This window comes from Halopseudomonas salina (genome assembly GCF_014637955.1).
Classification (GTDB): Bacteria; Pseudomonadota; Gammaproteobacteria; order Pseudomonadales; family Pseudomonadaceae; genus Halopseudomonas; species Halopseudomonas salina.
This window is the reverse complement of record NZ_BMFF01000001.1, coordinates 136,748-155,254: the sequence shown is the minus strand read 5'-3', so window position 1 is coordinate 155,254 and position 18,507 is coordinate 136,748. Positions and strand designations below refer to the sequence as shown.

Genomic DNA, 18,507 nt, shown 5'->3' with positions numbered 1-18,507 from the left:
GCGAACGCGGGAATCCATTTTGACCTTCGCGCAGTCTCAACGAGTCACTACCCGGATTGAAACAAACAAATCAAGCCGACCATCGATGGCAGGGATGCGATCGCCGAGCCTACAGGGACGTATTTTCGGCCTGGGACTGGCGGCGCTCGGACTCAGAAAACTCGAACAGCGCCAAAGCCTCGCGCACCGGCGCGAAGGAACGCCTATGGATCACCGAGGCGCCGAGTTCGCGGAGCGCGAGCAGGTGTACTGGTGTGGGGTAGCCCTTATGCTGGGCGATACCGTAGCCTGGGTAGAGCAGGTCCAGCTCTTTCATCTCCCGATCGCGGGCGACCTTAGCCAGGATCGATGCGGCGGCAATGGCGGGAACGCGGCTGTCGCCCTTGATCACAGGCTCGCTTGGCATCGGCAGAACCGGGCAACGGTTGCCATCAACCAGTACACGATCGGGCTGGACCAACAGACCCGCGACCGCTCTTTGCATCGCCAGCATGGTAGCGTGAAGGATGTTGAGCTGGTCGATTTCATTCACTTCGGCGCGGGCAATGCACCAGGCAAGGGCGCGCTCCTGAATGAGCGGAAAGAGTGCTTCGCGTCTGGCTTCGGTGAGCTTCTTCGAGTCGTTCAGGCCTTCGATCGGACGCAGCGGATCAAGAATTACTGCAGCGGTGACCACGGCGCCACACAGTGGACCACGCCCTACTTCGTCGACACCCGCAACAAGTTCATCGCCAACGGGTGGATTCCAATCCATCAGTATCTGAGCCATTAAAGCCTGCCCTTTTGCCTGAGCAGATCAAGCACCGCCTCGGCAGCCGCCTGATCCGCATTGCGCCGGAGCATTTCGTGCAAATGCATGAAAGTTGCCTGGGTTTCTGCACGCTCGGCGGTGGGTGCCAATAACTGCATCAGGGCCGCGCCCATGGTTTCCGGAGTGGCGGCGTCCTGCAGGAATTCGGGGACTACTTCGCGCTTGGCCAGTAGGTTGGGCAGCGCTACGTGGCCGACCTTGACCAGACGCTTGAGTATCCTGAACGTCAGTCCGGCCATGCGGTAGGCGACAACCATCGGGCGCTTGAACAGCATGGCTTCCAGGGTCGCAGTTCCAGATGCGATCAGCACCGAGTCGCATGCAGCCAGTGCCTGGTGGGCTTGTCCATCGAGTAACATCAGGGGTAGATCAATACCACTTTCAGCAATGATGGCCTGCATTTGCAGCTTTCGCTCTTCGCTGGCACAGGGCATCACAAAGTGCAATTCTGGCTCGCGTTGCTGGCACCAGGCGGCAGTCTGAAGAAATAACAGACCAAGCTTGCGTAGCTCACCGTTACGGCTGCCGGGCATCAGGGCGAGCAACTTCGTTTCTGAAGCTATGCCCAACGCGGCTCTGGCTGCATCGTGATCAGGCTGCAAGGGTATTTCATCTGCCAGCGTATGACCCACGCAGCGCACAGCAACCTGATGCTTGCGGTAAATCTCTTCCTCGAAGGGAAAAAGCGTGAGCATCAGGTCGGTGGACTTCTGGATACCCAGAACACGCTTCTCACGCCAGGCCCAGACCGACGGGCTGACGTAGTGCACTGTAGGAATACCTGCGTCACGCAGTTTGCGTTCAACGCCAAGCGTAAAATCCGGCGCGTCGATGCCTATGAAGACATCGGGTTGTTGTTCCAGCAGCCAGGCAACCAGCTCCTTGCGGATGCGCAACAACTCGCGCAGGCGGCCCAGCACCTCCACCAGCCCCATGACTGACAGCCGCTCCATGGGCACCCTGCTCTGCATACCTTCGGCCAGCATGCGTGGGCCGCCGATACCGATAAATTCTGCGTGGGGATGGGACTGTTTGAGGGCGCGGACCAAGCCGGCCCCCAGGGTGTCGCCTGACGCTTCGCCAGCCACCAGCGCGATACGCAGAGGCCGCTCACCCGATGCTTTCTGGACTGACATGGCTAGCGGGTAATGCCGCGGGTCGAGGCGATAATGGAGTCGCGGTAGAGGGCGATCTCGGGGTACAGGCTGGCGCTCTCTTCAAGCTCTTTGAGGGCTTCAACCAGGGTCAGACCCTGACGATAGACCGTCTTGTATGCCTTGCGTAGCGCAGCGACCAGCTCTGGGCTGTAGCCACGACGGCGCATGCCTTCAAAGTTCATGCCGTGGGCACTGGCAGGGTTGCCACCAACCATGACGAAAGCCGGAATATCCTTGAACACAGCGCTGTTGGCCGCGCTCATGGACCAGGCGCCCAGCTTGCAGAATTGATGAACCGTGGTGTATCCACCAAGAATGGCGCCGTCGCCAATGTGCACGTGCCCGGCGATGGTCGCGTTGTTGGCCATGATAATGTGGTCGTTTACCACGCAGTCGTGGGCAACATGCACGTAGGCCATCAGCAGGTTGTGACTGCCGATCCGGGTGATGCCCTGATCCTGTACCGTGCCGCGATGCAGAGTGCAGCCTTCACGGATGATATTGTGGTCACCGATGATAAGCTGTGTGGGCTCGCCGTTGTATTTCTTGTCCTGACAGTCTTCACCGACCGAGGAGAACTGGAAAATACGATTGTGCTTGCCGATGGTAGTTGGCCCGCGCACAACGACATGCGGACCGATAACCGTGCCAGCGCCTATTTCCACATCCGGTCCGATCAGGGTCCAGGGACCGACTTCAACGTCATCGGCCAGGCGCGCGGCCGGATCGACGAGCGCTAAAGGGTGAATCCGGCTCATATTCTGTGTTCCGCACAAATGATTTCGCCAGAGCAGGCTTCCTTACCGTCAACCGTTGCACGGCAGGCAAACTTCCAGATCCCCCGACGGTTGCTCAAATGCTGCGCTTCGAGCTGCAACTGGTCGCCCGGCACAACCGGCTGACGAAAGCGCAATTTGTCGGACCCAACGAAATAGTAGAGCGTTCCGTCGGCAGGCTTGACGTCCATCATCTTGAAGCCCAGTAAACCTGCAGCCTGCGCCATTGCTTCGATAATCAACACACCCGGCATGATCGGATGCTCGGGGAAGTGGCCGTTGAAAAAGGGTTCATTGACCGAGACGTTCTTGTAGGCACGGATATTCCGGGATTCAAGATTCAGTTCCACAACCCTGTCCACCAACAAAAAAGGGTAACGGTGGGGCAGGTATTCTTTTATTTCCTTGATATCCATGTATTAGCAGGCCTTGCAATAAGCAGTAGTAGGCGCCTAGGCGGCGCGGCTCAGGACTCTGATGAGCCGTGAGAGTCCTGAGTCACCGTCAGGAGCTCTTTTTCGAGTTTCTGGACTTTCTTGGCCAACGAATCAAGCTGGCGGAAGCGCGCAACACTTTTGCGCCATTCAACCGCAGGCTGCATCGCCGTACCCGATGAATAGGCGCCGGGTTCGGTGATGGATCGTGTAACCATGGTCATGCCTGTGATGAAGACGTTATCACAAATCTCGATATGCCCGACCATACCCACCCCTCCGGCGATAGTGCAGTGCCGTCCGATGCGAGTGCTGCCCGAAATACCGACACAGGCAGCTATGGCCGTGTGATCGCCAATCTGCACGTTGTGGGCAATGTGAATCTGGTTATCCAGTTTGACGCCATTGCCGATGCATGTGTCAGCCAAAGCGCCGCGGTCGATAGTGGTGTTGGCACCGATCTCCGCATCGTCTCCCACTGTCACACCACCGATCTGTGCGATCTTTTCCCAGCGCCCACCGTCATTGGCGAAACCGAAACCTTCCGAACCCAGGACGGCTCCAGATTGAATGACAACCCGATTGCCGATGTGGACATCATGGTAGATGCTTACTCGAGGTCCCACCCAGCCATCGCAACCTATTACCGAGCGGGCGCCTATGAAGCTTTGCGCACCAACAACCGTTCCTGCACCAACCTGCGCACCTGATGAAATGACCGCTCCGGGACCGATGCTGGCAGTTGGATCAATGACCGCATCCGGCTCTACAACAGCCGAGGGGTGAATACCCGGAGTTGCTAACGGTTTGGGATCAAACAGATGCGAAAGACGCGCGTAGGCCACATAGGGATTGCCGACAATCAGGGCATTTCCGGAAAAATTCTCAGCGTCGGCTTCGGTAAGCAGCACTGCGCCTGCACCGGTAGAGCCTAGGTGCTTGCGATATTGACTGCTCGACAGAAAGCTGAGCTGAAGGGGGCCAGCATCCTGCAAGGTTGCCAGCCCGCCGATGAGCTGGTCGGGATTACCGACCAGCCGTGCACCGACTTTTTCGGCGATAGCCGATAGCGAGAATTGCAATGGTGAGCTCACCGGCCGACTCAACGCGTCGCGTTCAGGCGCTCGATAACCTGGCGCGTGATGTCATACTCAGCCTTGACTTCAACCACTGCGCTGCGATCAATCACCAGGTCGTAGTTGCCACCTTGCAGAACAGTCTCGACCGCCTTGTCCAAACGTGGCTTGAGGGTTTCAAGCATGTCACGGTCAGCACGAGCCTTGGCTTCGTTCAACTGCTTGGACTCGGTCTGGAAGTCGCGAGCCTTCTGACGAAACTCCAGATCAAGCTTCTCTAGCTCGGTCTGTCCCAATTTCTCACCATCACGCTGCATGCGCTCCTGAAGACGCTTGGCTTCGGCCTCAAGATTACGCAAACGCTGTAGCTGGGTACCAAATTTCTTTTCGGCATCGACTGAATAAGCCTTGGCTGCATCAGATTCCAACAGTGCCATCTGATAATCGAGTACCGCAATTTTCATCTGGGCCGATACGGTAAAACTGGCCATAGCCAAAGCAGAAATCAATGCAACCTGAATAAACTTGCGCACTCTGAAGCTCCTGTAACTTATAGGGTGTTCCGGATCAGAACGTCTGACCCAGGGTAAACTGGAATACCTGCGTATCATCCTCGGACTGGCTGTTCAACGGTACCGCGAGACTGAAGCCCAGAGGGCCCAGGGCCGTTAACCATGAGAGGCCCAAACCTGCGCTGTAGCGAAGGTTGCCCAGATCCACCTCACCACACCCGGGGTTATCTTCGCCATTGGTCAAGACGTCTCTGCTGCAATAGGTGTCATATACATTACCCGCGTCCAGAAAGAGCACGGTACGCAGAGAACTCTGGTCCTTGATGAAAGGCACCGGGAAGATCAATTCGCCGCCACCAACCACTTTGATGTTGCCACCGAAAGGTAGTTCGTCTTTATCCGGATCAGCCGCTGCCGGTGTGCTACGCGGCCCAAGAGAGCTTTCGCGGTAGCCACGTACCGAGCCGATGCCACCCGCATAATAGTGTTCGTAGAACGGAACACTCTGGGTAGACCCGAAGCGACGGGCAAAACCGAGGTTGCCATGCAGACGCAGGGTAAAGTCTTCGCTGACCGGAAAGTAACGCTGCGCACGGTAATCGACCTTGTAAAACTGTAGGTCACTGCCAGGAATGGTTGTCTCGAAGTTGACGCTCTGCGATGAGCCACGGTCGGGAAAGACACCTCGATTCAGGGTCGACTGCGACCAGCCCGCATTGAACTTGAAGTTGGTAAAGCTATCGCCTTCACGATCGAGGAACTGGTCGATCTCCTGGACAGTAAAGCTACCCGTCTGGATGTCGTCCTGCTGCGCACTCAGGCCAAAGGACAGTCGTGAGGTGTCACTGATCGGATAACCGATATTGAACCCACCACCGTAGGAATCCACAGAGTAGCTGGACACATCAACGTTCAGCTTGTCGTAATCGGTCGCCCTGTAGAAAGCGTTATAACCTAGACTCACGCCGTCGGCAGTGAAATAGGGATCAAGGAAGCCGAAAGAGAGAGCGGTCTGGTATTCAGAGCGATTGGCGCTGAGGCTGACCCGGTTACCGGTGCCGAAGAAATTGTTCTGACTGATCGAACCACCCAGGATCAGGCCGGTACCCTGGGCAAAACCCAGACTCGCGGTGATCGAACCGGAAGGTTGTTCTTCGACGGTATAATTGACGTCGATCAGGTCATCCGCGCCGGGTACCGGCACAGTTTCCACATCGACTTCCTTGAAAAAGCCAAGACGCTCAAGGCGAACCTTGGACTGGTCGATCAGATAGGTTGAAGCCCAGCCACCCTCCATCTGACGCATTTCGCGGCGCAGTACCTCATCCTCTGTCTTGGTATTACCACGGAAGTTGATCCGGTTTACGTAGGCGCGCTTGCCGGGGTCTACAAAGAAGGTAACGCCGACGCTCTGATCCTCTTCGTTGATTTCCGGAATACCATTAACGTTGGCGAAGGTATACCCCTCGTTACCCAGGCGGCGGGTAATCAGCTCGGACGTGGCAGTCATGACCTGACGCGAAAATACTTGGCCTGGCTCCACAAGCAGCAGCCGACGCACCTCATCTTCAGCAACAATCAGATCACCGGACAAATTCACGTCACTGACAGTGTAGAGCTCACCTTCGTCGATATTGACTGTAACGTAGACGTTCTTCTTGTCAGGCGTGATGGTAACCTGGGTGGAAGCGATGTTCATGTTGATGTAGCCGCGGTCCAGGTACCAGGAGCGCAGACGCTCTAGATCCCCAGATAGCTTCTCGCGTGAATACTTGTCGTCGCTACGCAGAAAAGACAGCCAGCCGCTGCTCTTGAGCTCGAACATGTCGACCAGTTCTTCTGTGTCGAACACGGTGTTACCCACCACGTTTACGTTCTTGATCGAGGCAACAGAGCCTTCATCGATCTGAATCTTGATCGATACGCGGTTACGTGGCTCGGCTATGACATCTGTTTCGATGTCAGCTGAATAACGCCCCTGGGCCACGTACTGACGGAGCAATTCGTTACGCACCCCCTCGAGGGTCGCCTGTTGAAAAATCTCTCCCTCGGAAAGACCGGCCAGTCGCAAACCATCAAGCAAGTCGTCACTTTCAATGGCTTTGTTGCCTTCAAGTTCAATAGCCGCAATGGAGGGCCGTTCGACAACCGTGATCACCAGAACGTCGTTCTCACGGCCTAGCTGGATATCCTGAAAAAAACCAGTGCGAAAAAGCGAGCGACTCGCCTCCACCAGCGTTTGATCGTCCACCTCATCACCGATATTGAGGGGCAGAGCAGCGAAGACGCTGCCGGCGGAGACCCTCTGCAATCCGTTGATGCGGATGTCGGAGATACGGAAGGCGTCGGCGAAGGCCATTGGCGCGAGGAGTATCAGCAATAGCGCAGGCAATAAGTAACGTTTCATGAAATCCGTTCTGGCTGACTGGTTAAATTCTATCCACCGCGTACGGCAGCTCGTATTCGTGCATTCCGGACTAGCTACCCAGGCGGCTTATGTCGTTGAAGATGGCAAACAGCATCACACCGGCTATCAATGCCACCCCAATCTGCAAGCCCCAGGCCTGAAGCCTCTCGGATAACGGCTTGCCCCTGATCCACTCAGCCGTGTAATAAACCAAATGGCCCCCATCCAATACCGGGATAGGCAATAGATTAAGCACGCCCAGACTGATGCTCAGGTAGGCAATAAAGTTAAGAAAACTCTCAGGTCCCGACTTGGCCGAAGCGCCCGCCACTTTAGCAATGGTTATCGGGCCACTCAAGTTTTTTGCCGACACCAGGCCCGTGAGCATCTTCTTAAGCGACTCAAGGGTCAAAATTGTCATATCCCAGGTCTTGGCTACTGCGACCGGGATAGCGACCAACGGATTGTAGTCGATTTCGCGAATCATACTCTCTGGCCAGTCGAATGCAGCAACACCGAGCCCGGCAAACCCCGAGACCTCACCGTTGTGCTCGCGCCCCTGGGGCACCAGGGTCAATGTCTGGCGAACGCTGTCCCGTTCAATACCCATTTCCAGCGGGCGACCGGCATTAGCCTGAATAGCCGGCACCACCTGCTCCAGCCAGTTATCCACGGGATCGCCGTTGATGCTGACTATCAGATCGCCGGACCGAAGGCCGGCAGCCTGCGCTGCCCCACCATCACTGACCTCGCCAACCAGAGGAGGAACATCTGGCTGCCAGGTGGTCAACCCCAAAGCCCGGATAGGATCCGGCTGATCGGCCCCGCGCAGCCAGTCCGAGAGCACCAGGCTGTAGCTCTGGGGAACACTGCTGCCGTTTTCAATAGCTTTTATCTGCATTTGCCCGGTTTCCCCGAGCCTGCGGATCAGCTGAAGGTTGACCTCCTGCCAGCTACGAGTGGGAGTACCATCGACCTCGACCACTTCCAACCCTTCTACCAGGCCGGCACGGGCTGCCACGCTACCCTCTTCAACAGGCCCGAGCACCGGGGCCAACGTAGTGATACCCAGTACCGCGATCAGCCAGAAAGCCACAATGGCAAGCAGAAAATTGGCCACTGGGCCCGCAGCCACAACGGCTATCCGCTGCTGTACGGTTTTACGGTTGAACGCCTGATCAAGCTCTGCTGCGTCAACCGGACCCTCCCGCTCGTCAAGCATCTTGACGTAGCCGCCCAGCGGTATCGAAGCAATCGCATACTCGGTGCCGCGCTTGTCGTGCCAACTGTAGAGCGCAGGACCAAAACCCACAGAAAATCGCAACACCTTGACGCCGCAGCGTCTGGCTACCCAGAAATGACCATATTCATGAATTGTCACCAGCAGACCCAAGGCTACGACAGTCGCCAACAGGGTGAATAAGAGATCCATCCAGTGCCTCGCTCAGGGAAAGTGGTTACCGCGTTCCGATCGGTCGATCAGCGGTACTGGTTCAAATAGGACCGGTCAGAAGTGACGGCTCAGCCAGTCGTTAGCATGCTTGCGCGCATGGCGGTCGGTCAGCAGGATGTGATCCAGATCCTGGACGGATTCGGAGGCCATGCAATCTAGCGTGTGCTCGATGATAACAGGGATATCGGTAAAACCAATGCGTCCAGTCAGGAAAGCCTCTACTGCGACTTCATTTGCGGCGTTGAGAACAGCGCAAGAAGTGCCACCCGATTCAGCAGCCTCTCTGGCCAGACGCAAACAAGGAAACATCTTCGGATCGGGTGGACGGAAGTCCAGCCGGGCAACCGATAACAGATCAAGCGGACTGACGCCGGAGTCAAGCCGTTCAGGCCAGGCTAGTGCATGGGCAATAGGTGTTCGCATGTCCGGATTACCCAACTGGGCAATGACCGACCCGTCTATATAATCCACCAGAGAATGCACCACACTCTGGGGGTGTATCACGACCTCGATCTGCGCTGGACGGACATTGAAAAGCCAGGAAGCTTCGATCAATTCGAGCCCCTTGTTCATCATGCTGGCCGAATCCACCGAGATTTTCTGCCCCATGGACCAGTTGGGATGAGCGCAGGCCTGCTTCGGCGTAACCGTTTTCAAGTCTTCGACACTCATGTCCCGGAAGGGACCTCCAGAAGCTGTCAGAAGAATTCGGCGCACACCTACACTGGCCATGCCACGGGCATAATCCACCGGCAGGCATTGAAAGATGGCGTTGTGCTCGCTGTCTATCGGTAGCAGCACTGCGCCGCTATCCTTTACTGCCTGCATGAACAAAGCACCAGACATGACCAGTGCTTCCTTGTTGGCCAGCAGAACACGCTTGCCGGCGCGGACTGCTGCCAGGGTCGGACGAAGACCTGCCGCACCCACGATAGCCGCCATTACGACGTCAACATCCTCTGCTGAGGCGACCTGCTCAAGGGATTCTGCGCCGACCAATACAGCAGTTGGACATCCCGCATTAAGCAAACGGGCTTGAAGAGCTAGCGCCTGCTCATCGCTGGCTACGACTGCATACCGCGGGCGATGAGTCAGGCACTGGTTCTCCAGCACGTCTATGCGGCTGTGGCCGGTCAAGGCGAATAAAGCGTAACGCTCGGGATGCCGCGCGATGACGTCAAGCGTATTCACACCGATAGACCCGGTCGCACCCAGCACCGTTACCCAGGAGACACTCACGCCAGACGTTCCCCGATCAGCATCCAGCACAGGGCGAAGACTGGCACGGCTGCGGTCAGGCTGTCTATACGATCAAGAACCCCGCCGTGGCCAGGCAGCAGGCTGCTGCTATCTTTAAGCCCCTGTTCGCGCTTGAACAAACTCTCGGTCAGATCACCAACAATGGAAAACAGAACAACCAGCGCCGCAGTCACCTGCCCCATAAGCAATGCCGTCACACCCCAGCCTAGATATAGCAACACGCCCAGCGTCAGTAGCTGAGTAAAAACCAGCCCACCCAGCAGACCCTCGACTGTCTTGCCCGGGCTGACCCGCGGGAGCAGCTTGCGACGCCCCCAGGTCTTGCCCGCTACGTAAGCTCCTACATCAGCAGCCCAGATCAGAATCAACACGCCGAGGATGAGCCACAAACCGTTTTCCTGAGCCCGCAACCAGACAAGGCCATACCAGGCAGGAAGCAGGATCAACAGCCCGAAGAGCTGGCTGATCATGGATCCTGCCCAGAGCCCTCGGCCTTTCGGATAACGGCTGATAAGCACCAGCGCGACCAGCCACCAGGCCAGAGCGGGCAGAAACAGGTAGTGAGCCGGCCAGGCATCGCGGTACAGGCCAAACATGAAAAGCGCCACAACCAGCGCGTAAACAATACGCCCCTTCTGCGCTGCTTCGCCCGCCAGGCGCGCCCATTCCCAGGCCCCCAAAACCACAATTGCGCCAACAAACAACGCGAAAGCGGCCCCTTCCAGAAGAACGAAGCCAGCGATTGCCAGTGGAGCGAGAATAACGGCGGTAATAATTCGCTGCTTGAGCATCAGGTCTGCACTCCTACGATCTGGTCACTGGTTTTACCAAACCGGCGTTGACGCCGGGCGAAGTCCGCAAGGGCTTCGCGCAAAGCGTCCTGCTTGAAGTCAGGCCAGAAGAGGTCGGAGAAATACAGCTCTGCGTATGCCAGCTGCCATAGTAGAAAATTACTGATCCTGCGCTCTCCGCCAGTGCGAATGCACAGATCCGGAAGCGGCCACTCGGCTGTACTCAGACAGGCCTGCAGATGCGCTTCACTAATAGATCCGGCATCCAGCTGTCCTTCAGCCACTCTGACGGCCAATTGGCGCGCCGCCTGGGCGATATCCCACTGCCCGCCATAATTCGCAGCGACAACCAGGGTCAGCCGCTGACACCCTTGCGTGAGAGCTTCTGCGTCGTGCATGGCCTTGCGCAATTCTGGCGTGAAGCGAGAGCGATCACCGATTATGCGCAGTCGGATGTCATTTTCTCGCAAGCGACGAACTTCCCGGCGAAGCGCGCCAAGAAAAAGCTCCATCAACGCGCCAACCTCATCCTCGGGGCGACGCCAGTTTTCACTGGAAAAAGCGAAGAGCGTGAGCACCTCTACGCCCTCTTCCGCACAGACTTCAATCGCTGCCTTTACCGCATCCACCCCAGCCTTGTGGCCAGCCACGCCGGGCATCAGCCGTTTGCGCGCCCAGCGGTTGTTGCCATCCATGATGATGGCAACATGACGGGGCACTGAAGCGAGCGCTGTTGCAGTCTTGTCATTCATCAATAAACCTTGGGACTCCGGCCATCAGATGGCCATGAGATCCACTTCCTTGGCTTCCAGCGCCTTGTCGATCTCGGCGATGTATTTGTCGGTCAGCTTCTGGACTTCATCCGCTGCGCGGCGCTCCTCGTCCTCACTGATCTCTTTTTCCTTCTGCAGATCCTTGAGTGAGCTCAGCGCATCACGACGAATATTGCGGACAGCAACCCGGGCATTCTCCGCTTCAGATCGCGCAGTCTTGGTGAAGCCCTTGCGGGTTTCCTCTGTCAGCGCCGGCATCGGAATACGAATAGTGGTTCCCGCAGTAGCTGGATTGAGGCCAAGGTCGGAGGTCATGATGGCCTTCTCTACGGCCTGGATCATGCTTCTGTCAAACACCGTCAGAGCCAGCGTACGGGAATCCTCGACGTTGACGTTAGCCACCTGCTTGAGGGGCGTGTCACTGCCGTAATAGGACACCATTACGCTGTCGAGAATACTCGGGTGAGCCCGGCCAGTACGAATCTTGGCGAAGGCGCCGCCCAGGGATTCAACTGACTTTTTCATGCGCTCCTGCGCATCTTTCTTGATTTCGTTGATCATTATCAACCCTCGATCAATGTCCCTTCGGCGCTACCTACCACCGCATTGAGCAGCGCACCGGGTTTGTTCATGTTAAATACCCGCAGGGGCATCTTGTGATCGCGTATCAGACAGATCGCGGTCAGGTCCATTACGCCAAGCTTGAGGTCCAGGACCTGATCGTAGGTCAGACTGTCAAACCGCTCGGCATTGGGGTCCTTCATCGGGTCGGCGTTATACACCCCGTCCACTTTGGTAGCCTTGAGCACCAGATCGGCATCAACCTCGATACCCCGCAGGCAAGCTGCTGTATCCGTGGTAAAAAAGGGATTGCCCGTACCTGCGGAGAATATTACCACGTCCCCACCGGCAAGATAGCGCATCGCCTTGCGGCGGTCGTAATGCTCGGTCACACCTTCCATTGTAATAGCGGACATGACGCGGGTCTGAATGTTGGATCTCTCCAGCGAGTCACGCATGGCCAGAGCGTTCATCACAGTAGCGAGCATACCCATGTGATCGCCGGTAACGCGGTCCATGCCCGCCGCGTGCAAGGCAGCGCCCCGGAAGAGATTACCGCCACCGATGACCAGTCCGATCTGCACACCGATACCGATTAACTGGCCGATTTCAAGTGACATCCGATCCAGCACCTTGGGGTCGATACCAAAACCCTCGGTGCCCATCAGGGCCTCACCGCTTAGCTTGAGTAGAATTCGTTTGTACTTGGGCTGGCGACTACTGGGTACCTGGGCCATCTGGACTCTCCTGCTGGGAATGGCGAAACGCTCAACAAGTTACAACCGGAACAACCTGGCAAATTTTCTGACGGTGCCGGTTACCACTTGTTCAGAGTTTCCTAAAAAAGAGGCTTCACGCCTGCGCGGGAAGCCTCTATTTGAAACTGTATTACAGGCCACCTCGCGGGTGGCCCGTCATGCGCCGTTCCAATCGCATGTTCACTGTTTGGTCGCCGCGACCTGTGCGGCTACTTCGGAAGCGAAATCGACTTCAGCGCGCTCGATGCCCTCACCCACTTCATAGCGTACGAAGTCGATAATCTCGGCGCCGGCCTTCTTCGCCAACTCACCGACCTTGACGTCAGGATCCTTGATGAAGGGCTGCTCGACCAGGCTGGCTTCGGACAAAAACTTGTTGATACGGCCTTTGACCATGTTCTCAACAATATTCTCCGGCTTGCCGGCAATTTTCTCGGCATTAAGCGCCAGGAAGATTTCCTTTTCCTTGGCTACGGCGTCATCGGAGACCTGGGTCGGATCCAGAAACTGCGGATTGCTGGCAGCCACGTGCATGGCGATATCCTTGGCCAACTCTGCGTTACCACCCTTCAGAGTGACCAGTACACCAATACGGTGACCGTGCAGATAAGCGCCGATCACATCGCCTTCAACGCGGGTCAGGCGACGAATATTGACGTTCTCACCGCACTTGGCGATCAATGCCTCGCGGGCAGCTTCCTGATCGGCAATCAGCGGCGCAGCGTCGGAATAGCCAGCTGCGATCGCTTTGTCCAGACTCTCGCCAACAAAGTTCTTGAAGTCATCCTGCAGAGCCAGAAAGTCGGTCTGGGAATTGACTTCGATGATCACGCCGCTCTTGCCGTCATCGGCTACCTTGGCAGCGATGGCGCCTTCGGCGGCGATGTTGCCAGCCTTCTTGGCAGCCTTGATGGCACCGGCGGAGCGCATGTCGTCGATCGCTTTTTCGATATCGCCACCAGCGGCTTCCAGGGCTTTTTTACAATCCATCATGCCCTGGCCGGTGCGCTCGCGCAGTTCCTTGACCATAGCTGCAGAAATCTGTGACATGGGTTGTTCCTCTAGCTTGCTTGATTTGAGGCTGCCTGTTCATTGGCTGGCAGCCGTATCATGTTGCTTTCACTATATTGCAAAAAGGGGGCATGGCCCCCTTTTCGTTACGGCGTCAAACGGCCAATAAACATCCTTAGCCCTGCGTAGCCTCGGCAGCGGCCGGAGCGGCCTCTTCGACAAACTCGTCGCCGGCGCCACCGTTGTTCTTGCCACTCAGTACGGCATCAGCCATGGCAGCAGCGTAAAGCTTGATGGCGCGGATCGCGTCATCGTTGCCGGGGATGACGTAATCGACGCCGTCCGGGCTGCTATTGGTATCCACAATGCCGATAACCGGGATGCCCAGCTTGTTGGCTTCAGTGATGGCAATGCGCTCGTGCTCGACATCGATAACAAACATCGCGTCAGGCAGGCCGCCCATATCCTTGATACCGCCCAGACTACGGTCCAGCTTTTCCAGGTCGCGAGTACGCATCAGCGCCTCTTTCTTGGTCAGCTTGGTGAAGGTGCCGTCTTCAGCCTGGATTTCAAGATCACGCAGACGCTTGATAGAGGCGCGGATGGTCTTGTAGTTGGTGAGCATGCCGCCCAACCAGCGATGGTCGACGTAGGGCATGCCGGCGCGGGTTGCTTCTTCAGCAATGATTTTGCTGGCAGCGCGCTTGGTGCCGACGAAAAGAACCTTGTTCTTGCCGGATGCCAGCTTCTCTACGAAGGTCAGGGCATCGTGGAACATCGGCATGGTTTTTTCGAGGTTGATGATGTGAATCTTGTTACGAGCGCCGAAAATGTACTTGCCCATTTTCGGGTTCCAGTAACGGGTCTGGTGGCCGAAGTGCGCACCGGCCTTCAGCATATCGCGCATAGATACTTGAGTCATGACAGCTCCAATGTATTTCGGGTTGAGCCTCCACGCATCCCAGTGTCCAACCCCGGAGGGCACCCAGGACACCGTGTCGATACGTGTGTGGTTTCAGTTTTAGCCTGATGATCTTTGTTCAGGCGCGGCGCTTTATACCATACAACCGGAAACAGATAAAGGCGCAGATGCCCGGCGGTCACGCCCGGCAGCCCTCAACAGCGCGCAGCATGTCTGTTAAACTGCGCGATTGATTACCGCGTCAGCCGGCGTGACAACCGACAGCGCCCAAACGAGAGAATCCCGCAATGACCGTTACCATCAAGACCCCGGAAGATATCGCTGGCATGCGCGTAGCCGGACGCCTGGCGGCTGAGGTGCTGGAAATGATCGGTGAGCATGTCAAACCCGGCGTTACCACCGAAGAACTGGACCGCATCTGCCACGACTATATTGTCAATGTGCAAAAGGCCATCCCGGCTCCACTCAACTACGGCGGCGCACCCGGCCGCATTCCGTTCCCGAAATCGATCTGCACTTCGATCAACCACGTAGTGTGTCACGGCATCCCGAACGAAAAGCAGCTCAAGAGCGGCGACGCCCTGAATATCGATGTTACCGTCATCAAGGATGGCTATCACGGCGACACCAGCAAGATGTTTCTGGTCGGCGAAACACCCGAATGGGTTCAGCGCCTTGCACGGGTGACCCAGGAATGCATGTACAAGGGTATTGAAGTGGTTCGCCCTGGCGCGCGCCTGGGGGATATCGGCCACGTGATCCAGGAGCACGCCCACGCCAATCATTTCAGCGTGGTCCGCGAATATTGCGGCCATGGCATCGGCAAGGTCTTCCACGAGGACCCGCAGGTGCTGCATTACGGCCGTCCCGGTACCGGGATGGAGCTCAAGGAAGGCATGACCTTCACCATCGAGCCAATGATCAATCAGGGCCGGCACGAAACCCGCCTGCTCGGCGATGGCTGGACTGCGATTACCAAGGACCGCAAGCTTTCCGCCCAATGGGAACACACCATCCTGGTAACCGCGGACGGTTATGAGGTACTCACACGTCGCCAGGAAGAGACCTTCCAGTAAACGACAATCGGGGTAGTCCTGTGGATAACGAATTGTTCGACCCGGGCCAGTTTCAGGCTGAACTGGCATTGAAGAGCAGCCCTGTAGGCGCATTCAAAAAGGTCATTCGCAATGCGGATACGGTTTTGCGGGCACGCTTTGAAAGCGGTCGCGATATTCACCAACTGATCCACGAGCGCGCCTGGTTCACCGACCAGATATTGCGCAAGGCGTGGTCGATCCAGGCTACTACTGACACGCCAGGTATTGCGCTGCTGGCGGTAGGCGGTTATGGACGTGGCGAACTGCATCCACACTCGGATATCGACCTGCTGATTCTGCTGCGCGAAAGCAATACCGATGCCTATCGCGATTCGATTGAACAGTTTCTCATGCTGCTCTGGGACATCGGCCTAGAGGTCGGCCAAAGTGTGCGCTCGATCAGCGAATGCCAGGATGAGGCGCGCAACGACATCACTGTGATCACCAACCTGATGGAGTCACGCACCCTCTCTGGAGACGAAAGCCTGCGCCAGGCGATGATCGAGGCGCTCAGCGCCAAGCACATGTGGACCGACGCCGAGTTCTTTCGAGCCAAACGGGCAGAACAACAGCGACGCCACGCCAAGTTCAACGATACCGAATACAACCTTGAGCCCAACGTTAAAAGCTCACCCGGCGGCCTGCGCGACATCCAGACCATCGGCTGGGTGGCACTGCGGCATTTCGGCACCAACGATCTGCGCGAGCTTGTCGACAGGGGATTTCTCAACGAACCGGAGTACGGCATTCTCACGGCAGGCAGGGCTTTTCTCTGGCAGGTGCGATTCGCCCTGCACAATCTGGCTGGGCGGGCGGAAGACCGGCTGCTATTTGACTACCAGCGCACTCTGGCCAAACAGCTGGGCTATGAAGATAACGACAGCAAGCTAGCAGTCGAACGTTTCATGCAGAAGTACTACCGGATCGTAATGTCCCTGTCAGAACTCAACGATCTGCTTATGCAGCATTTCGAGGAGATACTGCTGCGCGATGCCGAAACGACCGAAATCGAACCATTGAACTCGCGATTCCAGATACGCAACCACTATATTGAAGTAACGCACCCCGAGGTATTCAAACGCACCCCTTTTGCCCTTTTGGAAATTTTCCTGTTGATGGCGCAGAACCCTGAGATCCGCGGTGTGCGCGCCGACAGCATTCGTCTGCTGCGCGACCATAGGCGCCTGATCGACGATGCCTTCCGTGCCGACATTCGCAATACCAGTCTGTTCGTCGAGCTCTTCCGCTGCAAAGAAGGCATTCACCGCAATCTGCGCCGCATGAACCGTTACGGCATTCTCGGCCGCTATCTGCCCGAGTTCGGCAAGATTGTCGGCCAGATGCAGCATGATCTGTTCCACATCTACACCGTCGATGCCCATACACTCAATCTGATCAAGCACTTGCGCAAGCTGAATCAGCCCGAGTATCAGGAAAAGTACCCCCTGGCCTGGCGTATCTTCTGTCGGCTGCCTAAACCTGACCTGCTCTATATGGCGGGCCTCTACCACGATATCGCCAAGGGCCGCGGTGGCGATCACTCGGAACTCGGCGCGGTGGACGCAATGGCGTTCTGTCAGCGTCACCAGCTGCCGGCCTGGGACTCGCACCTGATCAGCTGGCTGGTGGAAAACCATCTGATCATGTCGACTACCGCCCAGCGCAAGGACATTTCCGACCCGCAGGTGATCCACGACTTTGCCGTGCACATCGGCAATCAGGTGCGGCTGGACTACCTGTATGTACTGACTATCGCCGACATCAATGCGACCAACCCGACGCTATGGAATTCCTGGCGTGCATCCCTGCTGCGTCAGCTCTATACCGAAACCAAGCGCGCCCTGCGCCGCGGCCTGGAAAACCCACCGGATCGCGAGGAGCACGTACGCCAGACGCAGCATGCGGCCCTCGACATTCTGGTGCGCAGTGGCGTCGAGGAAGAGGACGCCGAAGAACTCTGGGAGCAGTTGGGCGAGGATTACTTCCTGCGCCACACCGCCAGCGACGTCGCCTGGCATACCGAGGCCATTGTCCAGCATCCTGACCGTAACGGGCCGTTGGTGCTGATCAAGGAAACTGCCCAGCGCGAGTTCGAGGGTGCCACGCAGATATTCATTTACACCCCCGAGCAACACGACCTCTTTGCCGTGACCGTGGCGGCGATGGACCAGCTCAACCTGAGCATTCAGGATGCGCGCATCATTACCTCGACCAACCGCTTCAGCCTGGACACCTACATTGTGCTGGACGCCGATGGCAGCTCGATCGGCGACAGCCCCGAGCGCATTCGCCAGATCAAGCATGATCTGATCGAGGCCCTGGCCGACCCAGATGCCTACCCCTCGATTATCCAGCGCCTGGTACCGCGCCAGCTCAAGCACTTCTCTTTTGCGCCCGAGGTAACCATCTTCAATGCCCCGGAGCGCCAGCATACGATTCTCGAGCTCAGCGCACCGGACCGGCCGGGACTGCTCGCACGAATGGGTCGCATTCTGCTGGACTTTGACATCAACGTGCAGAACGCCAAGATCGTCACCCTGGGCGAGCGCGTGGATGACGTGTTTGTGATAACCGATGCAAACAATCAGGCCCTGTCTGATCCGGAGCTGTGTCGCCGACTACAAAACACCATCGTGGAAACGCTCGGCAACTCCAGTGGCCAGGCGCAACCCTCCATGCCCAGCCAGATCCTGATCTGAGGAAGACAT

Annotated in this window: 17 protein-coding genes; 2 read left to right on the top strand and 15 right to left on the bottom strand. The window is 57.1% G+C overall.

Annotated features, from left to right (window positions below; genetic code table 11):
* Nucleotides 1–109: 109 nt before the first annotated feature.
* The 15 genes from rnhB to rpsB form a co-directional block, all read right to left on the bottom strand.
* Nucleotides 110–754 carry a ribonuclease HII gene (gene rnhB / locus IEV54_RS00755; RefSeq protein WP_373286414.1) on the bottom strand — a complete coding sequence of 215 codons (645 nt, stop codon included), beginning with the start codon at nt 752–754 and terminating at the stop codon, nt 110–112.
* 14 nt (nt 755–768) lie between these two features.
* Nucleotides 769–1,947, bottom strand: coding sequence for a lipid-A-disaccharide synthase (lpxB, locus tag IEV54_RS00750; RefSeq protein ID WP_150277733.1), 1,179 nt, complete (start codon nt 1,945–1,947; stop codon nt 769–771).
* A 2-nt stretch (nt 1,948–1,949) separates the two neighbouring features.
* Complete coding sequence (gene lpxA / locus IEV54_RS00745) at nt 1,950–2,726, bottom strand: acyl-ACP--UDP-N-acetylglucosamine O-acyltransferase (protein WP_150277734.1); 777 nt, start codon at nt 2,724–2,726, stop codon at nt 1,950–1,952.
* Nucleotides 2,723–3,160 carry a 3-hydroxyacyl-ACP dehydratase FabZ gene (gene fabZ / locus IEV54_RS00740; RefSeq protein WP_150277735.1) on the bottom strand — a complete coding sequence of 146 codons (438 nt, stop codon included), beginning with the start codon at nt 3,158–3,160 and terminating at the stop codon, nt 2,723–2,725. The genes lpxA and fabZ overlap by 4 nt, the downstream gene beginning before the upstream one ends.
* A 50-nt stretch (nt 3,161–3,210) precedes the next feature.
* Nucleotides 3,211–4,272, bottom strand: coding sequence for a UDP-3-O-(3-hydroxymyristoyl)glucosamine N-acyltransferase (gene lpxD / locus IEV54_RS00735; protein ID WP_150277736.1), 1,062 nt, complete (start codon nt 4,270–4,272; stop codon nt 3,211–3,213).
* Nucleotides 4,273–4,280: 8 nt separating this feature from the next.
* On the bottom strand, nt 4,281–4,787 hold the full coding sequence (locus tag IEV54_RS00730; RefSeq protein ID WP_150277737.1) for an OmpH/Skp family outer membrane protein: 507 nt from the start codon (nt 4,785–4,787) through the stop codon (nt 4,281–4,283).
* 34 nt (nt 4,788–4,821) lie between these two features.
* Nucleotides 4,822–7,173 (bottom strand): outer membrane protein assembly factor BamA, encoded by a 2,352-nt coding sequence (gene bamA, locus IEV54_RS00725; RefSeq protein WP_150277738.1) that lies wholly within the window; start codon nt 7,171–7,173, stop codon nt 4,822–4,824.
* A gap of 70 nt (nt 7,174–7,243) precedes the next feature.
* Nucleotides 7,244–8,605, bottom strand: coding sequence for an RIP metalloprotease RseP (gene rseP, locus IEV54_RS00720; RefSeq protein ID WP_150277739.1), 1,362 nt, complete (start codon nt 8,603–8,605; stop codon nt 7,244–7,246).
* A gap of 75 nt (nt 8,606–8,680) precedes the next feature.
* On the bottom strand, nt 8,681–9,865 hold the full coding sequence (ispC, locus tag IEV54_RS00715; RefSeq protein ID WP_150277740.1) for a 1-deoxy-D-xylulose-5-phosphate reductoisomerase: 1,185 nt from the start codon (nt 9,863–9,865) through the stop codon (nt 8,681–8,683).
* Complete coding sequence (locus IEV54_RS00710; protein WP_150277741.1) at nt 9,862–10,677, bottom strand: phosphatidate cytidylyltransferase; 816 nt, start codon at nt 10,675–10,677, stop codon at nt 9,862–9,864. Before IEV54_RS00710 ends, ispC begins: the two co-directional genes overlap by 4 nt.
* Complete coding sequence (gene uppS / locus IEV54_RS00705; protein WP_150277742.1) at nt 10,677–11,429, bottom strand: polyprenyl diphosphate synthase; 753 nt, start codon at nt 11,427–11,429, stop codon at nt 10,677–10,679. The genes IEV54_RS00710 and uppS overlap by 1 nt, the downstream gene beginning before the upstream one ends.
* Nucleotides 11,430–11,453: 24 nt before the next feature.
* On the bottom strand, nt 11,454–12,011 hold the full coding sequence (gene frr, locus IEV54_RS00700; RefSeq protein WP_150277743.1) for a ribosome recycling factor: 558 nt from the start codon (nt 12,009–12,011) through the stop codon (nt 11,454–11,456).
* A gap of 2 nt (nt 12,012–12,013) precedes the next feature.
* Entirely contained in the window at nt 12,014–12,748 is a 735-nt protein-coding gene (gene pyrH, locus IEV54_RS00695; protein ID WP_150277744.1) for a UMP kinase, read from the bottom strand.
* Nucleotides 12,749–12,949: 201 nt separating this feature from the next.
* Entirely contained in the window at nt 12,950–13,819 is an 870-nt protein-coding gene (tsf, locus tag IEV54_RS00690; RefSeq protein ID WP_150277745.1) for a translation elongation factor Ts, read from the bottom strand.
* 136 nt (nt 13,820–13,955) lie between these two features.
* Nucleotides 13,956–14,702 (bottom strand): 30S ribosomal protein S2, encoded by a 747-nt coding sequence (rpsB, locus tag IEV54_RS00685; RefSeq protein ID WP_150277746.1) that lies wholly within the window; start codon nt 14,700–14,702, stop codon nt 13,956–13,958.
* A 287-nt stretch (nt 14,703–14,989) separates the two neighbouring features.
* On the opposite strand from rpsB, the gene map reads away from it, so the two are divergent.
* Both map and IEV54_RS00675 read left to right on the top strand, forming a co-directional pair.
* On the top strand, nt 14,990–15,778 hold the full coding sequence (gene map, locus IEV54_RS00680; RefSeq protein ID WP_150277747.1) for a type I methionyl aminopeptidase: 789 nt from the start codon (nt 14,990–14,992) through the stop codon (nt 15,776–15,778).
* 20 nt (nt 15,779–15,798) lie between these two features.
* Nucleotides 15,799–18,498: a [protein-PII] uridylyltransferase gene (locus IEV54_RS00675; protein WP_150277748.1), complete on the top strand. Its 2,700-nt coding sequence runs from the start codon at nt 15,799–15,801 to the stop codon at nt 18,496–18,498.
* Nucleotides 18,499–18,507 lie beyond the last annotated feature (9 nt).

What these genes read in the sequence shown, in the direction of transcription:
- rnhB (WP_373286414.1), bottom strand. Translation starts at nt 754, where the DNA reads ATGGATTGGAATCCACCCGTTGGCGATGAACTTGTTGCGGGTGTCGAC.
- lpxB (WP_150277733.1), bottom strand. Translation starts at nt 1,947, where the DNA reads ATGTCAGTCCAGAAAGCATCGGGTGAGCGGCCTCTGCGTATCGCGCTG.
- lpxA (WP_150277734.1), bottom strand. Translation starts at nt 2,726, where the DNA reads ATGAGCCGGATTCACCCTTTAGCGCTCGTCGATCCGGCCGCGCGCCTG.
- fabZ (WP_150277735.1), bottom strand. Translation starts at nt 3,160, where the DNA reads ATGGATATCAAGGAAATAAAAGAATACCTGCCCCACCGTTACCCTTTT.
- bamA (WP_150277738.1), bottom strand. Translation starts at nt 7,173, where the DNA reads ATGAAACGTTACTTATTGCCTGCGCTATTGCTGATACTCCTCGCGCCA.
- rseP (WP_150277739.1), bottom strand. Translation starts at nt 8,605, where the DNA reads ATGGATCTCTTATTCACCCTGTTGGCGACTGTCGTAGCCTTGGGTCTG.
- IEV54_RS00710 (WP_150277741.1), bottom strand. Translation starts at nt 10,677, where the DNA reads ATGCTCAAGCAGCGAATTATTACCGCCGTTATTCTCGCTCCACTGGCA.
- uppS (WP_150277742.1), bottom strand. Translation starts at nt 11,429, where the DNA reads ATGAATGACAAGACTGCAACAGCGCTCGCTTCAGTGCCCCGTCATGTT.
- frr (WP_150277743.1), bottom strand. Translation starts at nt 12,011, where the DNA reads ATGATCAACGAAATCAAGAAAGATGCGCAGGAGCGCATGAAAAAGTCA.
- pyrH (WP_150277744.1), bottom strand. Translation starts at nt 12,748, where the DNA reads ATGGCCCAGGTACCCAGTAGTCGCCAGCCCAAGTACAAACGAATTCTA.
- tsf (WP_150277745.1), bottom strand. Translation starts at nt 13,819, where the DNA reads ATGTCACAGATTTCTGCAGCTATGGTCAAGGAACTGCGCGAGCGCACC.
- rpsB (WP_150277746.1), bottom strand. Translation starts at nt 14,702, where the DNA reads ATGACTCAAGTATCTATGCGCGATATGCTGAAGGCCGGTGCGCACTTC.
- map (WP_150277747.1), top strand. Translation starts at nt 14,990, where the DNA reads ATGACCGTTACCATCAAGACCCCGGAAGATATCGCTGGCATGCGCGTA.